This window comes from Streptomyces sp. NPDC051576 (assembly GCF_040681835.1).
In the GTDB taxonomy this organism is placed as follows: domain Bacteria; phylum Actinomycetota; class Actinomycetes; order Streptomycetales; family Streptomycetaceae; genus Streptomyces.
The window spans coordinates 307,499-325,548 of sequence record NZ_JBFAZO010000013.1; the positions used below are offsets into that span (position 1 = coordinate 307,499).

The 18,050-nt window shown below is 70.2% G+C and carries 11 protein-coding genes; 7 read left to right on the plus strand and 4 right to left on the minus strand.

The features are described 5' to 3' along the window. Window positions 1-57: 57 nt before the first annotated feature. Window positions 58-2,892, minus strand: a complete 2,835-nt coding sequence (locus AB0M63_RS36815; RefSeq protein WP_366022423.1) for a glycoside hydrolase family 3 C-terminal domain-containing protein — start codon at window positions 2,890-2,892, stop codon at window positions 58-60. 315 nt (window positions 2,893-3,207) lie between these two features. Between AB0M63_RS36815 and AB0M63_RS36820 the strand changes: the two genes are divergently transcribed. The 7 genes from AB0M63_RS36820 to AB0M63_RS36850 all read left to right on the plus strand — a co-directional run bounded on the left by AB0M63_RS36820 (window position 3,208) and on the right by AB0M63_RS36850 (window position 14,132). Then, window positions 3,208-4,899, plus strand: a complete 1,692-nt coding sequence (locus AB0M63_RS36820) for an extracellular solute-binding protein (RefSeq protein ID WP_366022424.1) — start codon at window positions 3,208-3,210, stop codon at window positions 4,897-4,899. A gap of 26 nt (window positions 4,900-4,925) precedes the next feature. After that, window positions 4,926-5,960 (plus strand): ABC transporter permease subunit, encoded by a 1,035-nt coding sequence (locus tag AB0M63_RS36825; protein WP_366022425.1) that lies wholly within the window; start codon window positions 4,926-4,928, stop codon window positions 5,958-5,960. Then, window positions 5,957-6,892: a carbohydrate ABC transporter permease gene (locus AB0M63_RS36830; protein WP_366022427.1), complete on the plus strand. Its 936-nt coding sequence runs from the start codon at window positions 5,957-5,959 to the stop codon at window positions 6,890-6,892. Before AB0M63_RS36825 ends, AB0M63_RS36830 begins: the two co-directional genes overlap by 4 nt. Window positions 6,893-6,987: 95 nt before the next feature. Beyond that, a complete protein-coding gene (locus AB0M63_RS36835; protein WP_366022428.1) occupies window positions 6,988-9,183 on the plus strand; it encodes a 1,4-beta-glucanase in 2,196 nt (731 codons plus the stop codon). Beyond that, window positions 9,183-11,177, plus strand: a complete 1,995-nt coding sequence (locus AB0M63_RS36840) for a beta-galactosidase (protein ID WP_366022429.1) — start codon at window positions 9,183-9,185, stop codon at window positions 11,175-11,177. The genes AB0M63_RS36835 and AB0M63_RS36840 overlap by 1 nt, the downstream gene beginning before the upstream one ends. Further along, complete coding sequence (locus tag AB0M63_RS36845) at window positions 11,174-13,381, plus strand: glycoside hydrolase N-terminal domain-containing protein (RefSeq protein WP_366022431.1); 2,208 nt, start codon at window positions 11,174-11,176, stop codon at window positions 13,379-13,381. Before AB0M63_RS36840 ends, AB0M63_RS36845 begins: the two co-directional genes overlap by 4 nt. Window positions 13,382-13,418: 37 nt before the next feature. Then, on the plus strand, window positions 13,419-14,132 hold the full coding sequence (locus AB0M63_RS36850; RefSeq protein ID WP_355919432.1) for a hypothetical protein: 714 nt from the start codon (window positions 13,419-13,421) through the stop codon (window positions 14,130-14,132). A gap of 52 nt (window positions 14,133-14,184) precedes the next feature. Here the strand turns inward: AB0M63_RS36850 and AB0M63_RS36855 are convergent, their stop codons facing one another. From AB0M63_RS36855 to AB0M63_RS36865, 3 genes are all read right to left on the minus strand, one after another. Continuing rightward, window positions 14,185-15,372 (minus strand): sulfotransferase, encoded by a 1,188-nt coding sequence (locus AB0M63_RS36855; protein ID WP_366022432.1) that lies wholly within the window; start codon window positions 15,370-15,372, stop codon window positions 14,185-14,187. 103 nt (window positions 15,373-15,475) lie between these two features. Further along, the gene (locus AB0M63_RS36860; RefSeq protein ID WP_366022433.1) at window positions 15,476-15,838 is read right to left on the minus strand and encodes a hypothetical protein; all 363 of its coding nucleotides are present in this window, start codon (window positions 15,836-15,838) and stop codon (window positions 15,476-15,478) included. Window positions 15,839-15,943: 105 nt separating this feature from the next. Then, window positions 15,944-17,995, minus strand: a complete 2,052-nt coding sequence (locus tag AB0M63_RS36865; RefSeq protein ID WP_366022434.1) for a TIM-barrel domain-containing protein — start codon at window positions 17,993-17,995, stop codon at window positions 15,944-15,946. Between the last annotated feature and the right edge of the window lie 55 nt (window positions 17,996-18,050).

The window sequence follows — 18,050 nt, forward strand, 5'->3', positions numbered from 1 at the left end:
CCGGGCCCCTTCTTTGTCGCCGGTCCCCCCCGGACCGGCGTCGGCCTCCCCGGACCCTCAGCCGGAGAAGCCGACGTGCGCGAGCCGCAGCGGGCCGCGCAGCCCGATGTGCACGTCGTGCACGCCCTCGGCGACGATCCCGGCGCCGAGCGTGGTGTAGTCGTACGGCCCCGATGTGGGCGTGCCGAGGGCGAGTTCGGCGAGTGCCGGGCCGCCGTCCAGGGACAGTTCCACGATCCCCTGGCCCGCCACCTGCACGGTCACCTCCGTGACACCGGCGCCGAAGTCGCAGTGCCGGTACACCAGTTGGGCCGTGTCGCCGCGCGCCGGAGTCACCGCGTCGCCCGCCGCCTTCGTGCGGTCGACGATCTCGCCGCCCGAGTGTTCGTCGAAGTCGGCTGCGTCCAGGCCGTGTTGGAGGACGGCGCGCGGTGCGGCCGGCTCACCGGTGAGTGTCACCGTCGTCCGCAGCCGGATGTCCTCGCTGGAGGCGCCGACGAGGAGGTCGTACGGGCCCGGTTCGAGGCGGTGGCCGCCCCGGGCCACGTCCCAGAACTCGAAGGCGGACAGCGGGAGTTCGAAGGAGAGGTCCGCGGTCTCGCCCGGGGCGAGGGTCACGCGCCGGTGTGCGGCCAGCTCGCGGCGCGGGCGCGGCACCGACGGGTCGGCGGCGCGCGTGTACACCTGCGCGACCTCGTCGGCCGTCACGTCACCGGTGTTGGTGACCCTGAACGACACGTGCACCGCGCCGAGTTCGACCCGTGCCGCCAGGTCGCCATACGCGAAGGGCGCGTAGGACAGGCCGTGGCCGAACGGGAACAGCGGGGTGCCCTCGAAGTAGAGGTAGGTCTGGCGGCTGCCGATCACGTCGTAGTCGAGGAGATCGGGAAGGTCCGTGTCGGCCGCGTACCAGGTCTGGGGGAGACGGCCCGCCGGGGAGACGTCGCCGGCCAGGACACGGGCCAGGGCGGTGCCCGCCGCCTGACCGCCGTGGGCCGTCCACAGGATCGCGGGGAGGTCGGCGGGGTCGACCGCGTACGGGTAGGCGGAGACCAGCGCCAGGACCGTGTTCGGGTTCGCGGCGCGGGCCGTGCGCAGCAGGCGCTCCTGGTGGGCGGGGAGGCGCAGGGTCGTACGGTCCTCGGTCTCGCGGCCGTTGATGTGCGGGTCGTTGCCCGCGACCACGAGCACCACGTCCGCCGCCTCCGCGACCCGGGCCACCGCGTCCTCGCCGCGTTCGGCGACGATCAGCTCGAAGATCTCCGCGCCCGTTTCGGCAACCTTCACGCCGTCGGCGGCGACAGAGACGTGGCGACCCGTACCGATGTGCAGCAGGAGGTGACCGTTCTGATGGGGTTCCAGGCGGAATGTCTCCTGGACGACCCAGCCGCCGGGCTGGTCGGCGGAGGCGCGCAGATAGCCGTCCTCGGCGACCGAGAGGTAACGGCCGTCGGGGGCGCGGAGGGTGAGGACGTCCTCGCCCCAGTCGACGAGGGCGAGTTCGGTGCCGGTGGCGTCGGTGGTGAGGGGCGGGAGGTCGGTGCGGCCCGCGAGGAGCGCGGGGTCCAACGCGCCTTCCGCGCCGCGTACTTCGTCGGGCACGTCCGCCAACGGCACGTGCAGAAAGGCGCCTTGGGCCGTCTTCAGCCGGACCCGGTCGACACCCTCCGCGAACTCGACGCGCTCGGCGCCGAACCGCTCGTACAGGCCCTCCAGTGGGGTGGACCGGTGGATCAACGTGCCGCTGTACCAGTCGAGTTTGCACTCGTCGGCGAGGAGTCCGACGACGGCGAGGCGGGTGTCGTGGGCGAGCGGCAGCAGGTCGTCGTTCTTGAGGAGGACCACCGCCTGTTCGGCGGCCTCCTGGGCGAGGGCCTGGTGGGCCGGTGTGTCGAAGTCCTCGATGCCCGCGTGCGGGTCGTGCGCCGGGTCGAACTCGCCGAGCCGGAACCGGACCGAGAGCTGACGGCGGACCGCCGTGTCGATGTCCGCCTCGGTCAACAGACCCTGCTCCAGGGCGCCTTGGACCCGCGCCACGATCGTCGAGCCGTCCGTGCCGTGATCCGTGAAGCTGTCCACACCGGCGAGCAGCGAGGCCGCGGTGGCCTCCTCGTGGGTGTCGAAGTAGTGCTCGGAGTCGACCAGGTTGGAGGGCGCGCCCGCGTCCGAGCAGACGAGGAGATCCTCGTCGGTCCAGGTGCGCAGGTGCTCGCGCAGATACGGCGAGACGTGGTTGGGGCGGCCGTTGACCAGGTTGTACGCGGGCATCACCCCGGCCACCGCGCCCGCCTCGACCGTCTCGCGGAACGCGCGCAGGTCGTACTCGTGCAGCACCCGAGGCCGCACCGAGGACGAACCGACGTCCCGTCCCGTCTCGTTGTTGTGCGCCAGCCAGTGCTTGAGGACGGGCGCGGTGCGCCAGTACGTCGGGTGGTCGCCGCGCAGGCCGCGCGTGTACGCGGTGGCGATCGCCGAGGTCAGCTTCGGGTCCTCCGAGTAGCCCTCCTCGTTGCGGCCCCACAGTGGATGGCGCAGCAGGTTCACGGTGGGGGACCACACGTTGAGGCCGACGCGGTCGTCGCGGGCGTGCATCGCGCGGGCCTCCTTGGACACCGCGTCGCCGACCCGTCGTACGAGATCCTCGTTCCAGGTCGCGCCCAGGCCCACCGCCTGCGGGAAGACCGTCGCCGGGCCCATCCACGCCACGCCGTGCAGGGCCTCCTGGCCGGTGCGGAAGGCGGCGATGCCGAGGCGGTCCACGGCGGGCGCGTACTGGTGCAGGAATCCGGTCTTCTCGTCCGGGGTGAGCCGCGCCAGCAGATCGTCGATGCGCTTCGCGAACGGCAGTCGCGGATCGCGGAAAGGCGGGGTGGTCGGCGGCATTGCGGTCACGTGGGGTTCCCCTTGCGATGGAGCGGCGCGGCTCTTTCGAAGCGCTTCGATGCTCATTCGACGCAGGGGTGGGTGTCAAGAGACCTTCACCGTTATTTCAAGCAGCACATACGGACAGGTCATCCCCTACACCTCGGAGGAATCTTGGAAGCGACCCTTGTGCACCCTTGGGTGTTCACTTAACCTCGCAGCAACATCGAAGCGCTTCGACGAAGTTCGACCAAGTGCTCTGTTCCACATCGCAGCTCCACTCAAGACACCGCAGCCGACGGCTCCTCCGCCGGGTGTCCTGGTGCGCCATGAAGGGTTGACGCAATGACGCCGAACGCCTCCGCCGCCTCCGCTCCCAGCCGGAGAAGCTTCCTCGCCTCCACGGCGGTCGTCGCCGCAGCGGTGGCGGGAGGGGTACCGCTGCTCTCCGCCTGCGGCGCCTCGGACAGCGGTTCGGGCGGGGGCAGTTCGGAGGGCAAGGGGATCAAGAAGCTGCTGCCGGCCTACGTCGCCAGCAACGTGGTGGCCCCCGACATCCCCTCGAAGAACGGCTCCTCGATCGGTTTCACCAGCAAGCTCGACCTCGCGACCCTGAAGACCTCGGTGCCCAAGAAGCTCGGCAAGGGCGGCAAGGTCTCCGTCATGTCGCCGTTCTGGGGCTCCCCGCCCAAGAGCGACAACGCCTACTACAAGGCGATGAACGCCCTGATCGGCGTCGACGTGGCCTGGCAGAACCAGGACGGCAACACCTACGACCAGAAGCTCGGCGCGGTCCTAGCCTCCAGCGACATCCCGGACATGGTGGTCGTCCCGAGCTGGAACATGGGCGGCAAGATACCCAGCGCCATCATCGGCAAGTTCGCCGACCTCGGCCCCTACCTCTCCGGCGACAAGGTCAAGGACTACCCGAACCTCGCAGCCATCCCCACCGACGCCTGGCAGCGCTGCGTCTTCGGCGGCAAGCTGCGCGGCCTGCCCATGCCGTCCTCGTACGTCCCCAACATCGTGCCGCTCTACCGCAAGGACATCTTCGACAAGGAGGGGTACGAAGTCCCCACCTCCGCCGACGAGTTCATCGCGCTGTGCAAGGAGATCACCAACGCCAAGGCCAAGCGCTGGGCCTGCATGGACATGAAGTGGACCGCCTTCCAGTCCTTCGGCGTGCTCTCGGGCAGTGAGAAGGCGCTCGGCTGGAACCTGGTCGACGGCAAGCTGGTCAACCGCATCGAGACCCCCGAGTACCTCGAAGCGCTGGAGTGGACCCGCAAGCTGTTCGCCGCCGGATACGTGCACCCGGACGCCAAGTTGGGCAAGAGCGCGGCCGCCGACCCGGGCCCCAAGTTCGCCGCCGGCGAGTTCCTCATCTACGCCCAGGACATCTCGCAGTGGTGGAGCCGCACCGCCGAACAGGCCACCCAGAACCCGGAGTACAAGATCTGGGGCATGGACATCTTCGGCCACGACGGCGGAGACCCGGTCCTCTGGGCCGGCGAACCGGCCGGCATCTTCGCCTTCATCAGCAAGAAGGCCTCCGAGTCGGTCATCCATGACGCGCTGGCCGTCGCCAACGTCACCGCCGCACCGTACGGCACCAAGGAGTACATGCTCACCAACTACGGCGTCGAAGGCACCCATTACACCGTCAAGAACGGTGTCCCCACCAAGACCGACCAGGGCAACAACGAGGTCATCAACGCCTACGTCATGGTCGCGAGCCCCGCCTCCACCATCGCGCACCCCGACTTCCCCGAGGTCGCCAAGGCACAGGTCGAGTGGCAGCAGCGGATGGGCGCCTTCACAAAGAAGTCGAGCTTCTACGGCCAGCAGATCACCGAGCCGAGCCGCTACACCAACCTCTCCAACGACTTCGAGCAGTTGGAGGACGACATCACCCGCGGCCACAAGAAGATCAGCGACATGCAGCAGGCCGTCTCCGACTGGAAGAGCAAGGGCGGCGACCAACTCCGCGCCTGGTACCAGAAGTTGCTCGACGACAACGGCACCGCGGCGAGCTGACCGGTACCGAGGCAAGGAGAACGGCCGTGTCCCACAGCACGGTGCCTCGGAGCAGGACCGAGGCCGACACGACGGGAAAGACCCCGGTGGCGTCCGGCGGCGCCACCGGCACCCGGCCCAGACGCCGTAGCGGGAAGGTGAGTCTGCGGCTCAGGTTCAGACGCGACCGCGTCCTGCTCCTGATGACGCTGCCCGCCGTCCTGCTCATCCTGGTCTTCAACTACCTGCCGATCCTCGGCAACATCGTCGCCTTCGAGGACTACGACCCCTACGTCAGCGACAACGGCATCGTCTCGATGCTGCACAGCCCCTGGGTCGGCCTGGAGAACTTCCACCAGATCTTCCAGGACTCGGCGTTCTGGAGCGCCGTACAGAACACGCTCGTCCTCTTCTCCCTCCAACTGGTCCTGTTCTTCCCGATCCCGATCCTGCTCGCGCTGCTCATCAACAGCGTGGTCAGGCCCCGGGTCCGGGCGCTCTCCCAGGCCATCCTCTACCTCCCGCACTTCTTCTCCTGGGTGCTGGTCATCGCCGTCTTCCAGCAACTCCTGGGCGGGGCCGGCCTGTTCTCGCAGCTCCTGCGGCAACACGGCTTCGACGGCCTCGACGTCATGACCGACCCCAACACGTTCAAGTTCCTGATCACCGCGCAGAGCGTGTGGAAGGACGCCGGCTGGGGGATCATCGTCTTCCTCGCCGCGCTGTCCTCGGTCAGCCCCGACCTGTACGAGGCCGCCGCGATGGACGGCGCCGGCCGCTGGCGCCGCATGTGGCACGTCACGCTGCCCGCGCTGCGACCGGTGATCGCGCTGCTGCTCGTCCTGCGCGTCGGTGACGCCCTCACCGTCGGCTTCGAACAGATCCTGCTCCAACGCGACGCCGTGGGACCGGGAGCGGCGGAGGTCCTGGACACCTTCGTCTGGTGGAACGGCGTTCGCAACCAGGACTTCGGCTACGCGGCCGCCGCCGGACTCGTCAAGGGCGTGATCAGCCTCGGCCTGGTCCTCGCAGCCAACAAGGTGGCCCATCTCATGGGCGAGCAGGGGGTGTACAAGAAATGACCGCCGTCATCGACAAGCCCGTACGGCAACCCGGCAGGTGGGCCGCGCCGCCCCGCCCGACCTGGGAGGAGGAACCCAGCAAGGCCGGCCTCGCCGGCAAGGGGCTCGTCCTCACCCTCGCCTGCCTCGGCATCCTCTTCCCGCTGTGGATCGTCCTCGTCACCAGTCTCTCCTCGCGCAAGACCATCGACGAGGCCGGCGGCCTGGTCATGGTGCCCAAGGGCATCACCTTCATCGCCTACCGCGAACTCCTCAGCGGCGGCCAGGTCACCCGCGCCGCCGTCATCAGCGTCCTCATCACCGTCGTCGGCACGCTCTTCTCGATGACGGTGTCCGTCCTGTGCGCCTACGGCCTCTCGCGCATCGGATCGGTCGGGCACCGGTGGATCCTGATGCTGCTGCTCGCCACCATGTTCTTCAGCGCCGGGCTCATCCCGACGTATCTGCTGGTGCAGTCCCTCGGCCTCACCGACAGCTATCTCGCGCTGATCCTGCCCAGCGCGCTCAGTGTCTTCAACATCCTTGTGCTGCGCGGGTTCTTCATGGGCATCTCGCAGGAACTCATCGACAGCGCGCGGATCGACGGCGCCGGTGACTTCCGCATCCTGTGGCAGATCGTGATGCCGCTGTCCCGCGCGGTGCTGGCGGTCATCACGCTGTTCTACGCCGTCGGTTACTGGAGCGCCTGGTTCAACGCCTCGCTCTACCTCAACGACCAGGACATGATGCCGCTGCAGAACGTCATGATCCAGCTCGTGCAGAAGCAGGAGGCTCCGGTGGGGCTCGGTCAGGCGATCAAGACCGGGGAACTGTCGGGGCTGGCCGTGCAGATGGCGGTCATGGTGATGGCGTTGCTCCCGGTGGCCGTCCTTTCACCGTTCGTACAGCGGCATTTCAAGAAGGGCATGCTGACCGGCGCGGTCAAGGGCTGAGCCTTGGCCGCGGGTTCGTCGTGGCCGGCCACGCCCGCAGACAGGTGTCCCCGGTAGGTATCCCCACCCCCATCTCGTAGAGCGAGGTATGTGTCATGCGTGCGTCCAGACCGAGTCGGCGCGCTGTTCTTGCCGCGTCCGCAGCCGCCGCCGCGCTCACCACCGTGCCCGCCCTCACGACCAGGGCACAGGCAGCCGAGACCACCCCCGCCTACCGCTGGCGCAACGCGGTGATCGGCGGCACCGGATTCATCACCGGTGTCCTCTTCCACCCTTCCGTCCGAGGCCTCGCCTACGCCCGCACCGACATCGGCGGCGCCTACCGCTGGGACGACCGCGCCGCGCGCTGGATCCCCCTCACCGACCAACTCGGCTGGGACGACTGGAACCTCCTCGGCGTGGAGGCCCTCGCCGTCGACCCCGCACACCCGGACCGGCTCTACCTCGCCCTCGGCACCTACGCCCAGTCCTGGGCCGGCAACGGCGCGGTCCTGCGCTCCGAGGACCGCGGCGCCACCTGGACCCGCACCGACCTCGCCGTGAAGCTCGGCGGCAACGAGGACGGGCGCGGGGCGGGTGAGCGGCTGCTCGTCGATCCACGGGACAGCGACACCCTGTGGCTCGGCACCCGGCACGACGGCCTGCTCAAGTCGACCGACCGGGGCGCCACCTGGGCAGCCGCGACCGCCTTCCCGGCGACCGCGAGCGCCACCGGCCAGGGCGTCACCTTCCTCGTCGCCGTCGGGCGGGCCGTCTACGCCGGCTGGGGCGACGGCGACGGCACCTCGGCCGCCGTCAGCCTCTACCGCACCACGGACGGCACCACCTGGACGGCCGTCCCCGCACAGCCCACCGGCACCTCCGCCAAGGTCCCGGTCCGCGCCGCCTACGACCGGCACGCCCGCGAGCTGTATGTGACCTACGCCGACGCTCCCGGCCCCAACGGCCAGTCCACCGGCAGCGTCCACAAGTACGCCCCCGGCACCGGCCGTTGGACGGACGTCACCCCCGTCCTGCCCGGCCCCGGAGACACCTTCGGCTACGGCGGGGTCGCCGTCGACGCCCGTCGCGCCGGCACCGTCGTCGTCTCCACCAACAACCGCTGGACGGCCGGCGACACCCTTTACCGGACCACCGACGGCGGCCGCACCTGGACGTCCCTCAAAGAGACCGCTGTCCTCGACGTGTCCGAGACTCCTTTCCTCAAGTGGGGTGCGGACCAGCCGAAGTTCGGCTGGTGGATCCAGGCGCTCGCCGTGGACCCGTACGACTCGAAGCACGTGGTCTACGGCACCGGCGCCACCCTCTACGGCACCCGTGACCTCACCCACTGGGCACCGAGGATCCGCGGCCTGGAGGAGACGTCCGTGATCCAGCTGATCTCGCCCCCGGTCGGGGAGGCGCACCTGATCAGCGCCTCGCGGGACATCGGCGTGATGTACCACGAGCGGCTCACGGCGTCTCCGTCGCGCGGCATGGCGGCGAACCCCGTGTTCGGGTCGGCGACGGGGATCGCGCAGGCCGCGGACAGGCCGTCGTACGTCGTCCGCACGGGCTGGGGCGACAACGGCAACGGTGCGTACTCGGGGGACGGCGGCCGGACCTGGGCGCCCTTCGCTGCCCAGCCCTCCCTCGCCCACGACGCACCGGGGCCGATCGCCACCAACGCCGACGGCAGTACGCTGCTGTGGTCCTTCGTGCACTGGGACGGCACGAAGTACGCAGCCCACCGCTCGGCGGACAACGGCGCGACCTGGTCCGAGATCTCCTCCTTCCCGAAGGGCGCCACGCCGGTCGCCGACCCGGCCGACCCGACGCTCTTCTACGCATACGACACCGACACAGGAACGCTATACGCCAGCACTGACAGTGGCCTCTCGTTCACCGCGCGTGCGGATGGACTGCCCGCAGGAGACAGCCAGTTCCAGTTGGCCGCGGCGCCCGGCAGATCGGGTGACCTGTGGCTGAGCGTCAAGTGGAACGGCTTGTACCGGTCCGTCGACGGCGGCGCGAGCTTCTCGAAGGTCGACAGCTGCTGGGCGTCGTACACCCTCGGCTTCGGCAGGGCGGCCGACGGAGCCGCGTACCCCGCCGTCTATCAGGTCGGCTCGACCGAGACCATCACCGCCGTCTACCGCTCCGACGACGAGGCGAAGACCTGGGTGCGGATCAACGACGATCAGCACCAGTGGGGTTGGACGGGGCAGGCCATCACCGGTGACCCGCGCGTGTACGGCCGCGTGTACCTCGCGACCAACGGACGCGGCATCCAGTACGGGGATCAGGTCTGATGCCCCCGTCCCGCCCCCTGCCCCCACCCCGGCTCAGTGACGCCACCCGTGGCCGCGTCCTCTTCGGCGGCGACTACAACCCCGAGCAGTGGCCCGAGGAGATCTGGCACGAGGACGTCCGGCTGATGAGGGACGCCGGTGTCAACTCCGTCACGCTCGGCGTCTTCTCCTGGGCGAAACTCGAACCCGAGCCGGGGGCAAGGGAGTTCGGCTGGCTCGACCGGCTGATGGACCTGATGCACGACAACGGCATCGGCGTCGTCCTCGCCACCCCCACCTCCTCCCCACCCCCCTGGCTGGGCCGCCTCCACCCGGAGACACTGCCCCGCGACGCGGACGGCCGGGTCGAATGGTGGGGCGGACGCCAGCACTTCTCGCACTCCAGCGCCGTCTACCGACGCCACGCCGCCGCCATCACCGAGGACCTGGCCGCCCGTTACGGCGGCCACCCCGCCCTCACGATGTGGCACATCAACAACGAGTACTGCACCTTCGACTACGGCGACGAGGCCGCCGTCGCCTTCCGCCGCTGGCTGCGTACGCGCTACGGCACCCTCGACGCCCTCAACTCGGCCTGGGGAACGGCCTTCTGGAGCCAGGGCTACGACACCTGGGACGGCGTCCTGCCCCCGCGTCACGCCCACTACCTCAACAACCCCACCCAGGTACTGGACTTCCGGCGCTTCACATCCGACATGCTCCTGGAGTGCTGCATCGCGGAGCGCGACATCGTCCGCCGGCACACCCCGCACCTCCCGGTCACCTCCAACTTCATGCCGTTGTGGGTGGGGCAGGACACCTGGCGCTGGGCCGAGGAGGAGGACGTCGTCTCGGTCGACCTCTATCCCGACCCGCGCGATCCGCTCGGCGCCCAAAGTGCGGCCCTCGTGCAGGATTTGACCCGTTCGCAGGCGCGCGGCCCGTGGATACTCATGGAGCAGGCGGCCGGATCGGTCAACTGGCGCGGAGTGAATCACCCGAAGCCCCGCGGCCTCAACCGCCTCTGGTCCCTCCAGGCCGTGGCCCGCGGAGCCGACGCCGTCTGCTACTTCCAGTGGCGCCAATCCCGGCAGGGCGCGGAGAAGTTCCACTCCGGGATGCTCAGCCACGCGGGGGAGCGGGGCCGCACGTTCCAGGAGGTCAAGGAACTCGGCGCCGAACTGGCCCGTATCGGCGGCGAGGTGACGGGCACTCACCTCACCTCCGACATCGCGATCCTGCACGACTGGCACGCGTGGTGGGCTGGCGCCCAGGACGGCCGTCCCTCCACCGAGGTCGACTACCCCGACGTCCTCCGCGCCTGGCACCGCGCCCTCTGGGAATCCCACCTCACCACCGACTTCGCCCACCCCGAACACGACCTGTCCGCCTACAAGTTGGTGGTCGTCCCGCAGCTCTACCTGCTCACGGACACCGCGATCGACAACCTTCTCGCGTACGTCCGCGACGGCGGCACCCTCGTCTGCGGCTTCCTCACCGGCATCGCCGACGAGGACGACCGGGTCCGCCCCGGCGGCATGGACCCCCGCCTCCGCGACCTCTTCGGCATCCGCACCCTGCACGAGTGGTGGCCGCTGGACGCGGGGGAGACCGTCGAGTGCGAGGGCTTCCGCGGGACGCTCTGGTCCGAGGAGATCGAGCCTGAGGACGGCGCAGTCGACGAGGTAATCCCGTACAAGGGCGGCGAGTTGGACGCCTACCCGGCCATCCTCCGCAAGGGCCGCGCCTGGTACGTCTCCACCCTCCCCGAGCCCCAGGCCCTCAGCGCCCTGCTCACCCGCATCGCCGCCGACACGGGCGCCCGTCCGGTGGTCGACGGGCTCCCCGGGTGCGTCGAGGCCGTGCGACGCGGAGCCCTCCTGTTCCTGCTCAATCACGGACGCGAGCCGGTCACCGTCGAAGTCCCGGGCACCTACGGTGACTTGCTCACCGGCACGACAGTCGAGGGCCACATCACCCTCGGCCGCTACGGCGTGGCGGTGCTGCGGCCATGACCGAGGGTCCCGTCCACGCCACCTGGGAGTCCCACCCCGCGAGCCGCTGGGAGGACGCCTTCCTCAGCGGCAACGGCCGGCACGGTGCTCTCGTGTTCGGTGACCCGAGCGACGACCGAGTCATCGTCACCCACCACACCCTCGTCCGCCCGAACGGCGGCGAGCACGCCCGGTCCCCGGAACTCGCCGCCGAACTCCCCGCGCTCCAGGACAGGTTGCTGGCCGGTGACCTCACTGCCGCCGAGAGCTTCACGGACGGTCGTCCGCTCCAGTGGGTGCAGCCCTTCCATCCGGCCTTCCAGATACGGCTGCGTGGGCAACCGGGCGCCGGAGCGGAAGGTGACTGTCGCAGGTCCGTCGACTTCAGCACCGGTGAGGCAACCGCTCACCGCGCGGACTGGCGCAGCCGTGTCTTCGTGTCCCGGGCCGACGACGTGATCGTCCAGCACGTCACCGCCCCCGACCTCACCCTCGACCTCGCCCAGGAACACGAACTCCCCGGAGCCCCGGCGGGGTTGAGCGTCGGCCACGGCAAGCTTCTCACTCCCGACGGTGCCCTGCTCAGCCTCCGTGTCCGCTATCCCGACAGCGGCCGCGCGTACACCGGGGTGACCTTGGCCGTGGTCACCGGGGGCACAACTCGACTCGCCCCGCACGGGGTTCGCGTCACCGGGGCCACCGAGGTCCTCCTCCTCACCCGCGTCCGGCGCCACCGCGGCGAACTGGACGTCGTGGCGGAGACGGACGCCCTGCGAGACCTGATCGACCGGACGCAGCCCTACGGGGCCCTTCTCGACCGGCACCTCGCTCTCCACCGCACCGCCTACGGCCGCGTCACCCTCGATCTCCATGCCGACCCCGCCGAACGCGCCCTCCCCGGCACCGAGTTGCTCAAGCGCCCCCGCAGCCCCGCTCTCCTGGAGCGCCTCTTCGCCGCCGGCCGCTACCACCTCCTCTCCTCCAGCGGCCTGCTCCCACCCCGCCTCACCGGCCTGTGGACCGGCGACTGGAACACGGCCTGGTCCGGGGCGTTCACCAACGACGCCAACCTCAACCTCCAGACCGCCTCCGCCACGAGCGCCGCCCTCCCCGAAGTCACGGACGCCCTGGCCTCCCTGATCCACCGTCAGCTCAACGACTGGCGCGAGAACGCCCGTGCCGTCTTCGGCGCCCGAGGCGTCGTCGCCCCCGCGCACACCGACGGCGAGTCAGGGCTGTCGTATCACTTCAGCCGCGAATACCCGCTGCACCTGTGGACCGCCGGCGCGGACTGGCTCCTCAAACCACTCGTCGACCACGACGAGACACGCGGCACACACGACCCACGCACCGCCGCCGCACTCGCCGAAGTCGCCCTGTTCTACGAGGACTTCCTCACCACCACCGACTCGGAGGGCCACCTGGTCCTCGTCCCCTCCTACTCGCCCGAGAACCGCCCCGCCAACGCCAGTTGGGGCGCGATCAACGCGGCCATGGATCTCTCCGCCGCCCGCCACGCCCTCCGCACCGCCGCCGCCTACCACCCGGACACCCCGCAGGCCCTCCGCTGGCGCGCCCTCGCCGACCGGCTCCCACCGCACCGCGTCAACGCCGACGGCGCCCTCGCCGAATGGGCCTGGCCAGGTCTGGACGACAGCTACGACCACCGCCACCTCAGCCACCTCTACGGCGTCTGGCCCCTCGACGAGATCAACCCCTACGACACCCCGCGGCTCGCGTCCGCCGCGCACCGCGCCCTCCAACTCCGGGGCGCCGAGAACGACTCCGCGCACGGACACCTCCACCACGCGCTCGTCGCCGCCCGCCTCCGGGACGGTGAACGCGTGGCGCACGCCCTGGGGCAGGTGCTCGACGGCGACTTCTTCCACGCCTCGCTGATGAGCGCGCACTATCCGAACCGCGACGTCTACAACGCGGACGCGGCGCACACCCTGCCCGGCGTGCTCGTCGAGACGCTGGTGCAGTCGACCCCGGACCGGCTGGTCCTGCTGCCCGCGCTCCCGGCGGCGTATCCGCACGGTCAACTCGCCGGCGTACGCACGAGGTTCGGGGCGGAGGTCGACCTGAGCTGGGACCCCCACGGTGCCACCGCCGTCGTCCGCCCGTCCCGTACCCACCGCGTCGAACTCCGGACTTCCGCCGGCGCGCAGCCGCTCGAACTCGTCGCCGGAGAAGACCGCGTCCTCACCCTGGGGGCGCGGTAGCCACTCGCAATCTCCCCCCACCCATGGAAGGGACACCATGGCAACACGCAAGCTGGGCCGTGTCATCACGGCCGTTCTCGCTCCCGCCCTCGCGCTCGGCGCCACCATCGGCCTCGCCTCGGCCCCCGCCTCCGCCGCCGTCTGGAGCTCCTGCGACCAGTGGGGCAGCACGACCCTGAACGGCTACACGCTCTACAACGACATCTGGGGCTCGGGCGCCGGCACCCAGTGCATCTGGGCCAACTCCGGTACCAACTGGGGCGTCACCGCCAACCACCCCAACACCGGCGGCATCAAGGCCTACCCCAACGCCAAGAAGGTGATCGGCAAGTCGATCACCTCGCTGGGCTCGCTCACGAGCAGTTACAACGTCACGGTGCCGTCGTCCGGCGCGTACAACACCTCGTACGACATCTGGGACACCAACTACGCCTACGAGATCATGCTCTGGGTCAACAAGACCGGTGCGGTCGGTCCGCTCGGTACGTCGCAGGGCACGCTGACGCTGGGCAGCAACACCTGGACCGTCTACAAGGGCAACAACGGGAGCAACGACGTCTTCTCGTTCGTCCGCAGCTCCAACTCCTCGTCGGGCACGATCGACATCCTGCCGATCCTCAAGTGGATCAAGGACACCAAGGGCTGGTTCGGCAACGTGACCATCGGGGACCTGCAGTTCGGCTTCGAGATCACGTCCTCGTCCGGCGGCCTCGCCTTCACCACCAACAGCGAGAGCGTCACCAGTAGTTGAGCAAGTCCGGTGGACGGCCGGGCCGGCACCCGCGCGGGGCCGGCCCGTGCCGTCAGGCCGATTCGACCTCGGCGCGCAGGGCGTCGTAGTCCGCGAAGGCCGACGCGACATCGGCGCGGGTGAGGCCGTAGCGAGCCAGGTCGTACTGGTGAGGACGGGTGCCCTTGGGGCGGGCGGCGACCTGGGGGAGCCGGGCCGCGTCGGCGTCGGTCCAGCGGGCGCCGACGGCCGCGTAGAGCTTCGGGGCACCCGCGGCCGGGTCGGAGCCGAGCCAGGAGTAGGGCACGTCCACCAGGGCGTCCCGGGGGACGGCGGCGCGGGCCGCGAGGCCGCGGGACGCGGAGCGGCTGAGCAGTTCCAGCCAGGTGGCGCCGATGCCGTGCAGGTCGAGGGGGTGGGTGCTCACGGTCATGCCGTGCTCGACCAGGCTGCAGAACGAGGCCACGACGGTGGCCGGGTCGCGGTGCGTCCACACGATCGTGGCGTCGGGGAAGACCGTGTGCAGGGCCCCCAGGTTCTCCAGGTGCAGCGGCGACTTGAGGACCCAGCGGCGGCGGGGGCGGCCGTACTGGAGCACCTGGTAGACCTGCTTGAGATGGCGGTAGTCGGGTTCGAAGTCCCGCGCGTCGTGCCAGGGCAGGTACTCGGGTATGCGGGCCTGGGACAGGGGCATCACGGTGTGCGGGAGGGCGAACGTGCACTCCTCCGGGCCCTCGGGCCGCAGGCCGTGGATGTCGCGGAAGCGTGGGGTGAGCAGATCGATGCCGCCGACCAGTCGACGTGCGGCCGTGATCGCCGACTCCCGCTGTTCCGGGCCGAGTTCGAGGTCCGGTGTGAGCAACTCCCACAGCAGCGGGCAGCGGTGCTCCTCGGAGAGGGACAGCACACCGTGGGTGAGCGTGGTGGCGGTGCGCGGCAGGCCCACCACGAACACCGGTCTGTCGACGGGCTCTTCGGCTATCTCCGGGTGCTCGGCGATCAGCCGCCGGATCCGGGCCCGGTTGGTGAGATGCCGGCCGACGTGTCCGCGCGCCGACAGCCAGCCGACCGGAGTGAGGTTCTCGGCGCCGGCCCAACATCGCAGTAAGAACCGGAACTCGTCGACGAACGGCTCATCGCCCTTCGTCTGCCCGGCGTCGGCGAGCAGACGGTCGAAGACCACGTCGGGCGTACGGCGGGACCGAAAGCCCGGCCGGAGCAGCAGATTGGCCACGGTGCGGGCCGGGGGACCGGAGAACACGACAGCGGTTCCTCTCGCAGGGGACGGAGAAAGGGCTTACGTACCCTCGTCGACCGCGTTGTCATGCTCATGTGGTGAGAGATTTACCGGTAAGTAACGCCCGTCAGCCGAGCCGGGGACCAGGCGGTTCCGCCACGACGAGCGCGGCGACCCGGCAGCCGAGCGCGGCCAGCGCGAGGCCGCCCACCGCCGGATTGACGTAGCCGGGAACCGTGTCGGCGACATAGCTCCCGCCGTCCGCCGTCTCGCAGACGAACCGGAGCGGGACGTAGTCCACCGAATAGTCCGTGACGCTCAGGACCTTCTTGTCGTACTGCCGGCCGGCCGTGCGGCAAGGGCGCAGCGGCGCCGAGTCGGTGCCGCCGTCCTCCGCCTCCAGCAGCGCGCCCACGAGGTGGAGCAGGCCCCAGAGGTAGAGGGCGAACGCGGCCAGGCCCGCTGCGCCGGCGAGCTTGCGGAGCACCATCGCACGACTCCAGCAGAACAAGATCGGGGCGGCTATGACGGAGCCCACAGTTCCGCGCAACGGAAGCGTCAAGGCTCGGGCCAACGGCCGTATTCCGCAGGGTAGTTACTCCGCCACCGGCAGCTTCGCCCCGTCCCGCAGGAACAGCGGGATGCGGTCCAGCGGCGCGTCGACCGTCACCGCCGTACCGCCCTCGTACGTCTCGCCCGTCCACGCGTCCGTCCACCAGGCACCCGCCGGGAGATACGCCGTACGGGCCGTGGCACCCGCCGTCAGCACCGGGGCGACCAGCAGGTCCGGGCCGAAGAGATACGCGTCGTCGACCGACCAGGACGCCTGGTCCCCGGGGAACTCCAGGAACAGCGGCCGCATCACCGGCAGCCCCTCCTCGTGCGCGGCGCGCATCACCTCCAGGACGTACGGCCGCAGGCGCTCGCGCAGCCGCAGGTACTTCTCCAGGATCGGCAGGGCCTGATCGCCGTACGACCAGACCTCGTTGGGGCCGCCGGTCATCTCGGGGCCCAGCGGCATGCCCGGGTCGCGGAAGCCGTGCAGGCGCATCAGCGGCGACAGCGCCCCGAACTGGAACCAGCGGACCATGACTTCGCGGTACGCCGGGTCGTCCGGGTCGCCGCCGTGGAAGCCGCCGATGTCCGTGTTCCACCAAGGGATGCCCGACAGCGCGGTGTTGAGGCCGGCCGCGATCTGGCGGCGCAGGGTCGGGAAGTCGGTGCCGATATCACCCGACCACAGGGCGGCGCCGTGGCGCTGACTGCCCGCCCACGCCGAGCGGTTGAGGGTGATGACCTCCGACTCCCCCTCGGCCAGCAGCCCTTCGTGGAAGGTGCGGGAGTTCTCGGACGGGTAGAGGTTGCCGACCTCAAGACCCGGGCCCGCCCAGTAGCGCAGGTTCTCCTGGAAGCCCGGCTTCAGCTCGGGCTCGCAGGCGTCCAGCCAGAAGGCCGTGATGCCGTACGGCACAAGGTAGTTGTCCCGGATCTTCGACCACACGAACTCGCGGGCCCCGGGGTTGGTCGCGTCGTAGAAGGCGACCTGGACCGTCGACGCGACCCCCTTGTCCGGCCAGTCGGCGTGGGCCATCGGGCCGTACTGGGTGCCGATCAGATGGCCGCGCTGCTCCAGCACCGAGTGGTTCTCGCTGAGGGGCGACACCGACGGCCAGACGCTTACCACCAACTTCACGCCCAGCTCGTCCAGTTCGCGGACCATGGCCGCCGGGTCGGGCCACTCGGCCGGGTCGAACTTCCAGTCGCCCAGGTGCGTCCAGTGGAAGAAGTCGCAGACGATCGCCGAGAGGGGCAGGCCCCGGCGCTTGTACTCCCTTGCCACCGCGAGGAGTTCGTCCTGGGTGCGGTAGCGCAGCTTGCACTGCCAGAAGCCGGCCGCCCACTTGGGGAGCATCGGCGTACGGCCCGTCACCGCGCTGTAGCGGCGCTGGCCCTCGGCCGGGTCGCCCGCGGTGATCCAGTAGTCGAGCTGCCGGGCCGAATCGGCCACCCAGCGGGTGCCGTTGCCGGCCAGCTCCACGCGGCCGATCGCCGGGTTGTTCCACAGCAGGGTGTAGCCGCGGCTGGAGACGAGCACCGGGATGCCCACCTCGGCGTTGCGCTGGACCAGGTCGACGACCAGGCCCTTCTGGTCCAACTTCCCGTGCTGGTGCTGCCCGAGGCCGTACAGCTTCTCGTCCTCGTACGCGGCGAAGCGCTGCTCCAGCCGGTGGTGGCCGTTGCCGACCGCCGTGTAGAGCCGCGAGCCCGGCCACCAGAAGTGGGCGCGCTCCTCGGCGAGCAGTTCGGCCGAGTCGGCGGTGCGCAGGAAGCGGATCAGGCCCTCGGCGTCGACGTGGACGGTCAACGCGCCCACGGTCAGGGTCCCTTGGCCCTCCTCGATCTTGACGCTCGCCTCGGTGGGCGGCGCCTCCTCCAGCAGCGCGCCCGGCAGCCCGTCGAGCAGCGGACCGCCGAGCCGGGCCCGCACCCGGACCGCGTCCGGACCCCAGGGTTCGACCCGGAGGGTCTCCTGACGGCCGGTCCACTCCAGCGCGCCGTCCCGCTCACGGAAGGTGCCGACGGTGGGTGAGGACTGCGCGAGGCTGACCGCGCCCCGGCTGATCTGGTTCTCGGCAGGCTGATTCACGAAGGGTGCTCCCCAAAGGACATGAGGTGCCCGCAGGGCACGGATGCATACGGAG

Bases quoted from the DNA above. Each gene is read 5' to 3' on its own strand.
- AB0M63_RS36820 (WP_366022424.1), top strand. From the start codon at position 3,208: ATGACGCCGAACGCCTCCGCCGCCTCCGCTCCCAGCCGGAGAAGCTTC.
- AB0M63_RS36850 (WP_355919432.1), top strand. From the start codon at position 13,419: ATGGCAACACGCAAGCTGGGCCGTGTCATCACGGCCGTTCTCGCTCCC.
- AB0M63_RS36860 (WP_366022433.1), bottom strand. From the start codon at position 15,838: ATGGTGCTCCGCAAGCTCGCCGGCGCAGCGGGCCTGGCCGCGTTCGCC.
- AB0M63_RS36835 (WP_366022428.1), top strand. From the start codon at position 6,988: ATGCGTGCGTCCAGACCGAGTCGGCGCGCTGTTCTTGCCGCGTCCGCA.
- AB0M63_RS36830 (WP_366022427.1), top strand. From the start codon at position 5,957: ATGACCGCCGTCATCGACAAGCCCGTACGGCAACCCGGCAGGTGGGCC.
- AB0M63_RS36840 (WP_366022429.1), top strand. From the start codon at position 9,183: ATGCCCCCGTCCCGCCCCCTGCCCCCACCCCGGCTCAGTGACGCCACC.
- AB0M63_RS36845 (WP_366022431.1), top strand. From the start codon at position 11,174: ATGACCGAGGGTCCCGTCCACGCCACCTGGGAGTCCCACCCCGCGAGC.